Source organism: Paenibacillus sp. PK1-4R (assembly GCF_030369595.1).
In the GTDB taxonomy this organism is placed as follows: domain Bacteria; phylum Bacillota; class Bacilli; order Paenibacillales; family Paenibacillaceae; genus Paenibacillus.
On sequence record NZ_CP126535.1, the window covers coordinates 1,908,931 to 1,922,584 of the forward strand.

10 protein-coding genes are annotated in these 13,654 nt (G+C 48.8%); 9 read left to right on the forward strand and 1 reads right to left on the reverse strand.

The genetic code is table 11. The annotated features are described in order from the left end of the window. Positions 1-15: 15 nt before the first annotated feature. Positions 16-1,026 carry a carbohydrate ABC transporter permease gene (locus QNO02_RS08330; RefSeq protein WP_176872719.1) on the forward strand — a complete coding sequence of 337 codons (1,011 nt, stop codon included), beginning with the start codon at positions 16-18 and terminating at the stop codon, positions 1,024-1,026. 28 nt (positions 1,027-1,054) lie between these two features. Further along, entirely contained in the window at positions 1,055-2,017 is a 963-nt protein-coding gene (locus QNO02_RS08335; RefSeq protein WP_353959107.1) for a glycosyl hydrolase, read from the forward strand. Between the two features lie 126 nt (positions 2,018-2,143). Here the strand turns inward: QNO02_RS08335 and QNO02_RS08340 are convergent, their stop codons facing one another. After that, entirely contained in the window at positions 2,144-2,413 is a 270-nt protein-coding gene (locus QNO02_RS08340; protein WP_289391789.1) for a SunI/YnzG family protein, read from the reverse strand. A gap of 466 nt (positions 2,414-2,879) precedes the next feature. Between QNO02_RS08340 and QNO02_RS08345 the strand changes: the two genes are divergently transcribed. The 7 genes from QNO02_RS08345 (at position 2,880) to QNO02_RS08375 (ending at position 13,537) form a co-directional block, all read left to right on the forward strand. Continuing rightward, positions 2,880-4,457, forward strand: a complete 1,578-nt coding sequence (locus QNO02_RS08345; RefSeq protein WP_289391791.1) for an extracellular solute-binding protein — start codon at positions 2,880-2,882, stop codon at positions 4,455-4,457. Between the two features lie 45 nt (positions 4,458-4,502). Further along, positions 4,503-5,450, forward strand: coding sequence for an ABC transporter permease (locus QNO02_RS08350; protein WP_289392717.1), 948 nt, complete (start codon positions 4,503-4,505; stop codon positions 5,448-5,450). Positions 5,451-5,497: 47 nt separating this feature from the next. Further along, complete coding sequence (locus QNO02_RS08355) at positions 5,498-6,370, forward strand: carbohydrate ABC transporter permease (RefSeq protein ID WP_502921859.1); 873 nt, start codon at positions 5,498-5,500, stop codon at positions 6,368-6,370. Between the two features lie 43 nt (positions 6,371-6,413). Then, complete coding sequence (locus QNO02_RS08360; RefSeq protein ID WP_289391792.1) at positions 6,414-8,831, forward strand: helix-turn-helix domain-containing protein; 2,418 nt, start codon at positions 6,414-6,416, stop codon at positions 8,829-8,831. 42 nt (positions 8,832-8,873) lie between these two features. Further along, a complete protein-coding gene (locus tag QNO02_RS08365; RefSeq protein WP_289391794.1) occupies positions 8,874-10,391 on the forward strand; it encodes a sulfatase family protein in 1,518 nt (505 codons plus the stop codon). Between the two features lie 150 nt (positions 10,392-10,541). Further along, complete coding sequence (locus QNO02_RS08370) at positions 10,542-12,440, forward strand: rhamnogalacturonan lyase family protein (RefSeq protein ID WP_091032951.1); 1,899 nt, start codon at positions 10,542-10,544, stop codon at positions 12,438-12,440. An 86-nt stretch (positions 12,441-12,526) separates the two neighbouring features. After that, complete coding sequence (locus tag QNO02_RS08375) at positions 12,527-13,537, forward strand: formylglycine-generating enzyme family protein (protein ID WP_289391796.1); 1,011 nt, start codon at positions 12,527-12,529, stop codon at positions 13,535-13,537. The last annotated feature ends 117 nt before the right edge of the window (positions 13,538-13,654 follow it).

Sequence of the window (13,654 nt, forward strand, 5' to 3'; positions counted from 1 at the left end):
GGGAGGCTTCAGATTATGGCTGCATCAGGGACAGATCGCATGGTAGTAGTTCCTAAGCAGAATTATCACATGCAGCGGGTGCGAAACAAGACATCGGACCTTCTCTATTCCATATTCAGATATGCTTTGGTCATCGGCATTTCATTTATTATTTTGTACCCTTTATTTCTCAAAGTGTCAGTTGCGTTCAAGGATAAGCAGGATATCTATAATCCAACGATCTATATGATTCCTCAGCACGTTACATTGGATAATATCCGGCTTGCGGCGCAAGTGATGGATTACCTGCCTTTGCTCGCGAACACCTTATTGTTCGTTACGATTACAACGCTTCTGACAGCCATGTCCTGTGCGCTTGCCGGCTACGGCTTCGCCCGGTTTTCATTTCCGGGTAGCAATGTGCTCTTTGTGCTGGTGATTCTCACGATTCTGGTACCGACAAGCACACTTATGGTGCCGATGTATCTGCATTTCCGCAGCTTTGACTTTATGGGCATCATCCAGTTGTTCACGGGAAAGAATGGCATCAATCTGCTGAATACGTATTGGCCTTCTATGATTACGGCCGCTACAGCGGGAGGGCTTAAGGCGGGATTGTTCATCTATATTTTCCGTCAGTTCTTCAAGGGAATGCCGAAGGAAATCGAGGAGGCTGCTCTGATTGACGGCGCAGGCGGATTCAAAACGTTTGCCCGAATCATGTTGCCCAATGCAATCTCACCGTTGATTACGGTTATTCTGTTTTCATTTGTCTGGCAGTACAATGATACATTCTATTCGGCATTATTCATGAGTGAAAGTCCACTGATCTCGCTGAAGGTGGCTTCCTTGCCTGCTCAGGCGAACCAATTAATTCCGCAACTGATGGGCTTTGGCTCGAACTCGGGTATCAAGGCTGATCCGAATTACGTGGCCATGATCGTGGACACAGGCATTTTACTGGCGATTGCACCGCTGATTATTTTGTACTTATTCGTGCAGCGTTATTTTGTGGAGAGCATTGAACGTTCTGGTGTTGTGGGTTAACATGGTAAATCCAATTGGAGGTGTAGAGATGACAGTGCGTGAGATCAGCAGTGTTCCGGTGAATGAAGCAGCGACACCTGAAGCGAGAGAACTAATGACGTTTCTGGTTGAGCGTTATGGAAAAGGGATGTTGTCAGGTCAGCAGGACTACAGCAATCTGAACTGGATTAATGAAAATACAGGCCAGAAGCCAGCTGTGATTGGCTTTGATCTCATGGAATATTCGCCATCAAGAACAGAGCGTGGTGCGGTCTCCCAGGAGATTCGGGATGCGATTGCATGGCACCAGCAAGGCGGGATCGTGACGCTATGCTGGCACTGGAACGCACCAACGGATCTGATCGATGAACCAGGTAAAGAGTGGTGGCGGGGGTTCTATACGGATGCGACAACCTATGATATTGCCTCCGCGCTAGCTGATACTGAATCGGAAGCATATCGGTTATTGATTCGGGATATCGATGCGATTGCAGCCCACTTGCAAGAGTTGAAGGATGCGGGTGTACCTGTATTATTCCGACCACTTCATGAAGCGGAGGGTGGCTGGTTCTGGTGGGGAGCGAAAGGTCCTGAACCTGCCAAACAGTTATATCGTTTGTTGTATGATCGATTGGTTCAAGAACATCAGCTGCACAATCTTATCTGGGTTTGGAACTCGGAAAAACCGGAATGGTATCCCGGTGATGATGTCGTGGATATTGTCAGTGTGGATGTATACCCTGAAGCAGGAGATCACAGCCCGTTGGCTGCGCGTTACACCAACCTGAGTGAGCTTGTGAAGGATAGCAAAATCATTGCTCTGGCCGAGAACGGCTCCATCCCGGACCCTAAGTTGATGAAGGAGCAGGATGTACACTGGAGTTGGTTCTGTACCTGGACAGGTGAATTCCTGAGGGATGGTAAACATAATGAAGTCGCCTTTTTGAAGGAAGTATACCGTAGTGAAGAGGTTATCACGCTGGATCAGTTACCGAAGTGGAGTTGGACATAGGGCTGTCATCTGAAAGGATACTCAACTTACAAAAAGCGTCAGCAAGGCATGAGAGAATTATGCCAATGCTGACGCTTTTTATATGAAACGATCTCTTACGAATGGATGCAAGTCTCGATGAATGAGCTAACTTGCTGTGCTGGATACCAAATCACTAATTTTCGGAAACAATGCTTCGTTAGAAGTGAACAGAATGTAGGATTGATTGGTAGTACGGATCAGGATGGTTTCGGAGGCACCATACGCTGCTCCTATTCGAACGGCTGATAGTTCGCTGCCACCATATGTATCGTCAAGGGTAACTGACGTAATGTTGGAGATGGGAATTTCAATTTTGGAAAACTGCCACCGGATGACCAGTTGATCTTCTATTTTTTTCACGTTAACACCTAACATAATGCGACCTCCTTTTAAGCCTGCTGAAGATAAATACTTTTTATTAGTCTACCACTTATTGGGTAATATTTCCTTAATAATAGTGAATTTCCCCCGTTGCAATTGAAGTGCCCAAGGGTAACTTTATCTACGGGTAATATTTCGCTACAGATATTTCCATAAATGTTGGCATGATGTACACTATGACTAACGAATCTGGATACCGAACGATATATTGAAGTACAAGTGTGGGACGAGCGCATTATCAGACCTTATCGTTGAAGCGAAGGCGTTTAGGGCGCATTTTCTAACGTTTCTAACAGGTGCAAAAAAGTGCAATTGCAGGAAATACGGGTGTTCGTTATAGTGAGTGAAAGCTTTGACCGGTCAAGAAGAATCTTCTTCAAAGTCCTGTCAAAGCCCCTTTTTTAATCGTTAATCCGATTAAGACTATAGGTTTAATAGACTAAGGAGGATGGGAAAGCCTATGCAAAAAGTGGGGAAACGCAACACCCGTAATCTAGCCTGGATCATATCGGTTGTCATGGTCATGTCCGTGGTGCTTAGTGCATGCGGAAATAAAGAAGAAGGACAGGTAAGTGGCAACAGCGGCAATGCCGACGATCCGTTGGAAGTCAGCATTATGACCATCACGCCGAGTGCCGTCCCTGCTGCTGATGATAATGTAATCAAACGCGCCATTGAAGAAGCAACTAACTCCAAAATGAATATCCAATGGGTCTCCAACAATATCTACGGTGACAAGCTCAATCTGACCCTGGCTTCCGGGGATATACCTGATCTCATCATGATTAATGATCCATTTGGAAGTACCTTCACCAAGATGGTCAAACAAGGTGCTTTTTGGGATATCACCCCTTATATCAAGGACTATTCGAACCTCAGCGGAGGCATTCCCGATATAGCTTGGGATACAACCAAGGCAGCAGACGGCAACAATTATGGTATCCCGCGGCCTCGTCCAGTCACTGGAGATTCTTTTTTCATCATCCGCAAGGATTGGCTCGACCGATTGAATTTGCAGGTGCCGGAGACCACGGATGAGTTGTTCAACGTGATGGAGGCTTTTGTAGAGCAGGACCCTGATGGTAACGGAACCAAAGATACCACAGCACTTGCCGCGTATATTAGTCCCGATGATCTCGGCTGGGGAGGTAATCTGGGCCCCGTTCTGGGTGCCATTGAGAGTTCTTTTATCGGAACCAATAGCAGTTGGAAATGGGATGAGTCTCAGGGGAAGCTGGTCTACAGGGAGCTGTTGCCTGAGGTGAAAGAATCCCTTCAATATCTAACCAAAGCCTATAACAGCGGCATGATGCCGGAAGATCTGCTTTCGCTCAAGCTGACGCAGGCCAGAGAACTGTTCAAGCGCAATCAGGCGGGTATTATCGTAGACAAGACAGGCACGATGCGCAAAATCTATGCCGATGACCTGAAGAAGGTCGATCCTTCTTTTAAATATACGGATTTCTATCCTTTGACCAATCTGAATGGATATAATCCGAAGGGTTCGGGATACAACGGTATTCTGGCGATCCCTGCCAGTGTGCCGGAAGAGAAGATGAAACGAATTCTCCAACTCGTCGATACCTGGATGAATCCGGAAGTATTTGAAATCCAGCAGTTCGGGATTGAAGGTACACATTATGAAGTGGTCGATGGCAAAAAGGTAGCGAGTAGTGAAAAGTTGACGGCGGATAACGCGTCGGATTTCAATCATATCGTTAACGTCATCGACCTGCCTTGGGATACCACGGGTGAAACGGATGAAGAGACACAGGCCAATGAACTGTTCAAAAAAGTGGAGGCAGAGCGAGACAAAACGAGCGTGGCGGACCTGGCCGCTGGCCTTCAATCTGATACCGGGCAGAAGGTGCTACCTGAACTCAACAAGAAGATCCAGGATCTAAAAGCAAAGATTATTTTGGGCCGGGAGCCGATTCAAGCTTGGGATGCCTTTGTGGAAACCCTGCGGAATGATCCGAATTTCCAGGCGATGAGTGATGAGATGACCGAAGCTTACAAGAAAAGAAATGGACAGTGAATCTGAGGGAAGGAGCTGCACACCATGAGCACCCATGAGCAACGAATGAGTACGGTTAAGGGGAGGCAGACTTCATCCAAAAAGAAAGGGTTAAACCTGCTGTCCGCACTTCGGCGTGACCGGTCGTTATATTTGCTCGCATTGCCGGGCGTATTGTTCTTCCTCGTTTTCAAATACATCCCGATGTGGGGCATCATCATTGCATTTCAGGATTACTCGCCCTTTCGGGGGATTCAGGGCAGTGAGTGGGTAGGCTTGCAGCACTTTACAGCACTCTTTGGTAATCCGGATTTTGCTTTGTTGTTCCGAAATACGCTGGCAATCAGCCTGCTCAATCTGATTTTGTTCTTTCCTTTTCCGATCCTGATTTCCCTGGGACTCAATGAACTGCGAAGTGTGGCGTATAAGAGACTGATTCAAACGATTATCTACATGCCGCATTTCCTCTCCTGGGTGATCATTGCCGGGTTAACACTGCTGCTGTTCGCCAAAGGGACGGGACTGATTAACGAGTTATTCACTTTATGGGGATGGCCCCGCGTGGATATATTGACGAACCCGGACAGCTTCTGGATCATGGTCACTTTGCAAGCGATGTGGAAAGAAGCTGGTTGGGGCACGATTGTGTTTCTGGCTGCCATGGCGAGTGTGGATACTCAGCTGTATGAGGCGGCACGAATGGATGGAGCGGGACGATTGCGTCAAATCTGGCATATTACGTTGCCTGCCATCCGCAGTGTCATCATCGTACTCTTGATTTTAAGACTCGGAGACATCATGGAGGTGGGGTTTGAGCAAATCTTCCTGATGTACAACGGCGCTGTATCTGAAGTGGCCGAAGTGTTCGACACCTATGTATACCGCACAGGGATCGAGCAGGGCGATTTTAGCTACAGTACAGCGGTTGGACTGTTCAAATCCGTAATTGGTCTGGTGCTGGTCGTTGTCGCAAATCGTGTGGTTAAGCGCATGGGTCAGGAAGGCGTCTACTAGTTTACCCATACCCGGGCAGCCATTAATCAATGGAGAGGAGGCTTCGAATGCATCGCATGAAATGGAGTGAGCGGATGGGACAGTCCCTGAATGTGGTTACGCTTGGACTACTGGCTGTGGTCATGTTTTTCCCGCTATATTATGTTTTCGTCGTTTCATTCACGGACCCTGGAGAATATTTGCAAAAGAAAATTGTACTCTTCCCGGAACGCTGGTCTGTTGAAGCCTATACGTATTTGTTATCCACGCCTGCCTTTGCACGCTCGCTGGGGAACAGTGCATTTCTGGCAACCGTCGGCACGGTGTGCAGCCTGGCTGTATCATCCTCTCTGGCATATGCGCTGTCCCAGAAGCGATTCCACTTCAGAAAGATACTGATGTTCCTGATTGTACTAACCATCTTGTTTAGCCCGGGCATCATTCCAAATTACCTGTTGGTGCGGGAACTCGGGCTGATCAATAATATCTGGGCATTAATTCTGCCTGCGCTCGCCAATGGCTGGACGGTGTTGCTGATGAAAAATTTCTTCGACAGCCTGCCCGCAGAGATCAGCGAAGCGGCATCCATGGATGGCTGTAGTGCCATCCGAACCTGGTACACGATTGTGTTGCCCTTATCGATGCCTGCGCTTGCTGCTTTTGGATTGTTTTTCGCTGTAGGCTACTGGAATCAATTCTTCGCGGCACTGTTATACCTGAATGATTCTGCGAAATGGCCCATCCAAGTATTATTGCAAAACATGTTGCTGAACGCATCCAATATCGATCTGGTTGCGCCTGGACAGCAGGTGGAGACACCGCCGACAGAAATGTTGAAGATGGCCGCGATTATTGTAGCCATATTGCCAGTTCTAGTGGTGTATCCGTTTATACAAAAGCACTTTGCCAAAGGAGCCCTGATCGGCTCGGTCAAAGGATGAATCTGCATTTAGGCGGGTATTCCCGGAAAGGAGGTCCATACAGATGATATTCAAGCGCACAGCAGACCCATTACCCAAAGGGCGTTATTTCAGGCGCAGCCTGATGATGATTCTGTTTATCGCTTGCATTCCGGGAGTTATTACAGGGGTGCTGCTGTATGGCTGGGTCACCGTCAAAATGGAAAAGATTTTGCAGCAAACCCACCTGCATCAGTTTGAACAGCGTACCGTGTGGGTTGGCGATCAATTGGATGCGCTTGAATTGACCTTCTCGCAGTGGGCCTTCGATCCGGTTTTCGATAATCGTCTGAAAGAGCTCGATTTTGTATTCAAGTATAAACAGGTGCATGAACTGTACCGATTGCTGCTGATGATTCAGAATTCCAATACACTGATCGGCAAAGTTCAGTTGTATCTGGGGGAACCGCAGGCCGTGAAGATGGATTCTGAACGATATGATTTTATCAAAGATGCTGGGGAGATCGAGAAGTATGAACGGTTGACTCATCGGCCCCAGACCACATATTGGTCACGCTCCATGGAGGGCACATCCATGATGATGGTGAATCGACTACCGGGTGGAAGCGACGATGGACTGGGGGCACTAACAGTCACGCTGGATAACAAACAATTGAGCAACATGCTTCAGACCTTGTCTCCGTATAATGGCGGGACGACTTTTTTGCTGGATGAGCAGGGCAAGCCCATGCTTCCACAAGCCCAAGAATTTGGTGGATTACAGCATGCTGTCCGTGAATATATGTTGAACCTGGAAGGGAATCTGTCTTCATTCCTGATGGAATATGAGGGACTGACCTACTCGGTTCAATCGGGCACCTTCCGCAGACTGGGTACCGATTGGACTTACGTTTCCGCGGTTCCCCTCAATGAAATTGTAGCTCCGATTGTTTCCGTACCCCGAATTGTTCTTCTCGTCAACGGATCGGGACTGGTGTTGGCTCTGATCCTGTCTTGGGTTGGTTCGCTCCAGCTCTATAAACCGTTTACGAAATTACTGCGAATGTTTACCGTGACTGGAGCATCGGTCGACGCTATAGCGTCAGAAGTGTCATCCTCTCCTAAAGTGTTGTCCATGGCTTCTGTCCGCTCGAATGGGTCTGTACAACTGGATGAAATCAAGCATATTGAACAGCGCTGGATTGGCGTTAATCAGGAGAGAGAATCGTTGCAGCAACGGTTGGAAGAGCAACTTCCACTCGCTCGGGAAAGCTTGCTGGTTCAGCTTACTCTAGGTCATCTGTTACTATCATCCGACCATGAATGGAAGGAACGCCTTGCACAGCTAGGATGGGTTCTTCGGGATGAACAGTTCATCATCCTTTTTGCTCATATTCGTCCGAGTGCAGTTCTTCTATATGGGGCTAAGGAGCGAAATCGGAGTGAGTCTCAGGAGTGGATCAGTTTTGCCGCAACCGATATTCTGAACAGGCAGTTGGAGGAACTTCCTTACCGGGCCGAAACAATCAATTACCATGACATGTCCATTGCGCTGTTGCTCGCTGTCCCTCCAGAGATCGAGCCAGAAACGCCTGAGTTCAGAGAAGAATTATCTCGGATGGCCCACCATTGGCTTGAAACTGTACAGTCGGAATGGAACGTTCGCATGACAGTTTCGATCAGCAAACTTACATCAGATGCCTCCCATATCCCACAGCTGGTTAGAGAATCAAGGTCTTTGTTGAGGAAAAGACAGTTCTCTCCCAATATGACCATCATTGATATGAATGAGGAGGCAGAGCAGGATGTGAATGAACATGGAGTATATCCGCTTGAGCTGGAGCAGGCCATCATCTCGGCATTACGGAGTGGTGAACAGGACTCTGCCCTTGAACAGTTCAGCATATTTATTGGCACGTATGCGGGATCTGAAGTGCCGGAGAAGCATGTACGTCAGGCCTTATTCCAACTGCTCGCACGCATACAACATACCCTTTTGCAATTAGGGGAAGATCCGGTCGAACTGTTTGGGGTAGGGATGTATGAAGAGGTGCTGCAACTGCATGATCTGGATGAACTGTTCCTGTGGTTCAGAGAACGTATTGTGCACGTATGCGTAGAGGAATTCACAGGCAAGGAAGAGAAGCAGATACAGATGGCTGTTCATCAGATGAAGGAGCATGCGGAGCAGCAGTATGCAGAAGCGTTATCGCTGGATGAATTGGCAGATCTTCACGGAATTCATTCCTACACATTAAGCCGGGCATTCAAGCAGGCATTTGGGCAGAACTTTGTGGACTATCTGACTGAGGTAAGGCTCCACCGGGCCAAAGAGCTGCTTGAATCGACAGACGTCAAGATCAGTGAAATTGCGGAGCAGGTGGGCTATCAGCCCAGTTACTTCAATCGTTTGTTCAAAAAAAGTGAGGGAACGACGCCAAGTCGTTACCGGGAAGACATTCACAAGCATACCGGGCACAATCGGGGTAACCGCTCCGTTTAAATCACGCCTTAGTTTTCAGCCCAAAGGAGAGTGGGATGTGACGTGTCACAGGATAAGCCAAATATTATTTTTCTCATGACGGATCAACAGCGATGGGACTGTATTGGAACGTTCAATGAACATATTCATACACCGAATCTCGATAAACTTGCAGCCGAGGGAATCACTTTCCGCGATGCGGTCTGCCAATCGCCAATGTGTGCGCCAAGTCGAAGCTCCATGATGATGGGATATTATCCGTCACAGCTTGGGGTTAGAACAAATTATGGCGGATTGTTCGAGGAAGACAAGCTGCCCTCTGAACCTTTGCCGGAGTTGATGCATCGGGCAGGGTATCAGACAGCCGGATTCGGAAAAACGCATTGGAACCATAGCGAGGGCGTAGAGGAGCCTTCCACGCGAGGGTTCGAAGTAAGATCCATCGGACTTTCTCGTCAAAGTGGTCATTATGAACAGGGAGCGACAATGATGGGTGACTCCCATCCCGAAGCGTTGGAAGCCTACCATCAGGAGACCAAGGATTTTGGCGGCGGTGAGGAAAATGTCAATGGTTATACAGGGCTTACGAGTCAGATTCCGATGAATCAGCATCGGGATGGCTGGGTAGCCGAACAGGCGCTGCAATTTTTGGATGAAGGGGTAGACCCGGAGCGGCCGTTATTTTTTTATCTGTCTTTCCTGAAGCCACATGCTGGGTTCAATGTGCCCAAAGCATTCGAAGACCTGTACAGGCTGGAAGATATTCCGGATATCCCGCAACCTCCGTGGGAGGATGAAGTGCAGACTCACCTGGCAGCTTCCGATGAACTGAATTCGAGTAGTCGCCAGTCGTACCTCGATAAGAAGAAGGTATGGGACCAGCGCAGTTCGGAGGAGCGGAGGAGGACCACGTTAAGATACTGGGCCAATTGCTCCTGGCTCGATCATTACTTTGGACTCGCTTTGGAGAAGTTGGAGAACCATGGGAGGCTGGAGAACGCGCTGATTGTATTTGTCTCGGATCATGGAGAGATGCTGGGGGAACGACAGTTTCGCTTCACCAAATATAATCTGTATGACAGCAGTGTGAGGGTGCCGCTCATATTGTCCGGTACCCACATTCAGGAGCAGAAGCGCGGAACGATTGATCAGGAGCCTGCGGAATTGGTGGATCTGGTGCCCACATTGACGCGTGCAGCCGGACTCGAAGCGAATCCGATGCTTCCTGGTGTCGATCTGCTGGGCGATCTCCGGCATCGCGGAACGTTCTGTGAATTCCATGGGAAGGGGGTAACCGCACCTCATTCGGCTCCAGCCTATATGTGGCGGACTGCGGAGTGGAAGCTCATTCTGTACATGGAAGGCTCTGTCGCGGAATCCGCATCCAGAGTGCATGAAACGAAGGGGGAATTGTATCACCTGACGGTTGACCCTCATGAGTGGAAGAACCTGTATGATGAGGAGCAGCATGCTGTAATTCGGGAGCAATTAAAGACCGAACTGCTGATGCATCTGGCTGTCAGTTGGGCGAAAGGCCCCTTTTTCTATGATCGTGGAGGAACCAAGCCGTTAGAGCGGTAGATAGACCATGTTGACCGGGCAACCGGAGGCAAAGCAGTTATTGCTGAACCAGATCAGTCGATCTCATTAGATTGGCTCGTAGGGACAGAGATAACAGGCTTTGCTTTTTTTGTACGCATATACTAACCAATCGATGGAGGGGAATTGTAAATGAAAACCAAAACGACTGTGGCCAGAGGAACAAAAGTACTATTCACATTGCTGTTAAGTGGAGTTATTGGATGGACAGGCATTGTTTCACCGGGAGGGGGAGTACTTCAGGCAGATGCCGCAGAAGGGTCTGCACCACGTCTGGTTGAAAATCTGGGACGAGGTCTTACTGCCGTATATCTGGGAGAGAACAAGGTATATTTGAGCTGGCGTCTGCTTGGGACCGAATCGCAGCAGGTTACATTTGATATCTATCGTAGGACGGGTACAGAAGAGGTGAAGCTGAATGACCAGCCTTTGACGCAGGGAACCAATTATACGGACACGAATGTAGATGTAACCCAGAGCCATACGTATATCGTGAAGTCTTATGTAGACGGTAGATTACAGGATGAGAGTGCCGAGGTTGTATTGGCAGCCAATCCCGAGATCCGCAATTACTTCAGTATTCCATTGCAAAATATAACATCCAATCCGTCGGATTATTTTGTGCAGCATGGCTGGCCTGGGGATCTGGACGGTGATGGGGAATATGAATACGTGGTCACCCGCATTCCGGTGAACGGAGGCAATAAATATGTGGAAGCCTACAGTCTGACCGAAGGTTTCCTGTGGCGGATTGATCTGGGTCCATACAGTGTCACAACGATAGATACATATAATGCGCCGCCTGCTTCTGTCAGTGAATTTGGAGTGGCTGGACTTGGGGGCTGGCGGGACAACGACAATATAACGGTATTTGATCTGGATAGTGACGGGAAGGCTGAAGTACTGCTACGTACCTTTGAAGGGGTAACGTTTGCAGATGGTCAGGTCGTTCCTGCGACAACGGAGCGTGCTCAATATGTGTCCGTCGTGGATGGATGGACCGGAACAGAAGCGGCACGCACAACGATAATCAATGATTATGCAGTCGATGGTCCCCTCAGTGGGCACTTTGGCATTGCTTATCTGGATGGTGAACATCCAAGCCTGATTACGGCGCTCAAGAATCGTGCGCTTAGCCGCAACTTTCAATATGTGACGTCAGCCTATGATTATGCAGACGGTGCCCTGACCGAGCGTTGGAGACATGCTGGAGCGGATGGCGAGTTTTTCCACCAGATTCGTATACTTGATCTTGACAGGGATGGGAAGGATGAGGTGTCATTCGGAGGTTGGGCACTGGATGATAACGGAGAGACCTTATACAGTCTGCCGGGTGTAGTCCATGGGGATCGTTTCCACATTACAGACATTGATCCGGATCGACCGGGGTTGGAGCAATTCGGGATTCAGCAGGCGGAAAACGGAAACGTCAATCAATTCCCTTGGTTTTATGCCGATGCGGCGACAGGCGAGATTATTCGTACAGGGGAAATCCCGCAGGACGTCGCACGGGGAACACTGGCGGATATTGATCCAACGCACAATGGGCTTGAGATGTGGTCCAGTTCAGGCAATATCTACAATGTGGATGGCGAAGTGATTAGTTCAGTTCAGCCCTCGACCAATTTCAGAATTTGGTGGGATGGTGATGTGCTCGGCGAGTTGCTGGATAAGAACTTTGTGGAAAAGTGGGACTGGCAGCAGAACACGACGGCACGTCTGTTTACAGCCGATGATGTTCGCGTGAATTCCAGAAATGCTCCTGTGCTCTATGGCGATCTGCTGGGGGATTGGAGAGAGGAAATTCTCTATGAAACGAGTGATTTCACAGCATTGCGTCTGTATACAACAACGATACCATCCGATGTTCGCATCTACACGTTGCCGCATAACCCGGCCTACCGCAATGGGCTAGCGGTAAAAGGATATATGCAATCCTTGTTGACGGATTATTATCTGGGTGAAGGAATGACAACACCAACCGTTCCGGACATTCTTCCTGTCGTGTACAATGGGGATCAGGAATCTTAAACCAAGGGAAGGGGATGCTTCAGATGCATGGTCAGATACCTGAAAAGGAAACTTCCTGCTGTTGTTCTGCAAGTCGGAGCGGCACGATGGAAGTGAAAATTCAATCAGAGGATACGCCTGAATCGACGGCTTCCCGTGAGAGGAGTGCAGCGTCCGACCATGCACTTTCACTTTCCGTTGAACGTCTACCACCTAGTGCGCTGGCGGGGGACGATAGATACATCTCCGGGCGAAACGACAGGAACAGCATATTAATTGACGGTGGAAGGTTCCTTATGGGTACCAATGATCCTGAAGCTTTTGCAGGAGATGGGGAAGGTCCTGTCAGGGAAACACAGGTAGACTCCTTTTATCTGGATGAATGCACGGTGACCAATGCACAGTTTGGACAGTTTGTAAGGGAGACAGGATACCGAACAGAGGCCGAGCGATTCGGCTGGTCCTTCGTTTTTCATCTGTTCGTTTCTCCGCAAACGTCTGCACATGTTCGTACCGTGGTGCAGTCAACGCCATGGTGGTGGGTTGTCGAAGGTGCGGACTGGGCTCATCCTGAAGGGCCTGACTCCGATGTGAACGAGAGGGCTGACCATCCCGCTATTCATATCTCCTGGAACGATGCCAACGCGTATTGTGGCTGGGCAGGTACGCGCCTGCCCACAGAAGCAGAGTGGGAATATGCGGCACGAGGTGGATTAATCCAGAAGAAATATCCCTGGGGCGACGTTCTTCGGCCGGATGGACAACACCAGTGCAACATCTGGCAAGGTATCTTTCCGACTCAAAATAATGCTGCTGATGGTTATGCGGGCACGGCTCCCTCCCGATCCTTTCCTGCCAACGGATATGGATTGTACAACATGTCAGGTAATGTATGGGAATGGTGCGCTGACAACTACGTTACGGATCACGAGAAGTCTATACTTGCTAAGACTGTTATTTCTTTCAATGAAGTTCGCAAGGTGTTAAAAGGCGGTTCATACCTGTGCCACCGTTCCTATTGCAACCGGTACAGAGTGGCAGCGCGGATCCCCAATACACCGGATACATCCACCGGACATATCGGTTTCAGATGTGCATTTGATGTATTGCCGGTATAGCGTGCTATTGATATGACATACCGAATACGATTATGTATATGTGAAAGGATTACAAGCGACTCATGTGAGTCGCTTTTTTCCTTTTACTGATCCGAAAGGATAATTCCGTTATTTCAC

What these genes read in the sequence shown, in the direction of transcription:
- QNO02_RS08330 (WP_176872719.1), top strand. Translation starts at nt 16, where the DNA reads ATGGCTGCATCAGGGACAGATCGCATGGTAGTAGTTCCTAAGCAGAAT.
- QNO02_RS08335 (WP_353959107.1), top strand. Translation starts at nt 1,055, where the DNA reads ATGACAGTGCGTGAGATCAGCAGTGTTCCGGTGAATGAAGCAGCGACA.
- QNO02_RS08340 (WP_289391789.1), bottom strand. Translation starts at nt 2,413, where the DNA reads ATGTTAGGTGTTAACGTGAAAAAAATAGAAGATCAACTGGTCATCCGG.
- QNO02_RS08345 (WP_289391791.1), top strand. Translation starts at nt 2,880, where the DNA reads ATGCAAAAAGTGGGGAAACGCAACACCCGTAATCTAGCCTGGATCATA.
- QNO02_RS08350 (WP_289392717.1), top strand. Translation starts at nt 4,503, where the DNA reads ATGAGTACGGTTAAGGGGAGGCAGACTTCATCCAAAAAGAAAGGGTTA.
- QNO02_RS08355 (WP_502921859.1), top strand. Translation starts at nt 5,498, where the DNA reads ATGCATCGCATGAAATGGAGTGAGCGGATGGGACAGTCCCTGAATGTG.
- QNO02_RS08360 (WP_289391792.1), top strand. Translation starts at nt 6,414, where the DNA reads ATGATATTCAAGCGCACAGCAGACCCATTACCCAAAGGGCGTTATTTC.
- QNO02_RS08370 (WP_091032951.1), top strand. Translation starts at nt 10,542, where the DNA reads ATGAAAACCAAAACGACTGTGGCCAGAGGAACAAAAGTACTATTCACA.
- QNO02_RS08375 (WP_289391796.1), top strand. Translation starts at nt 12,527, where the DNA reads ATGGAAGTGAAAATTCAATCAGAGGATACGCCTGAATCGACGGCTTCC.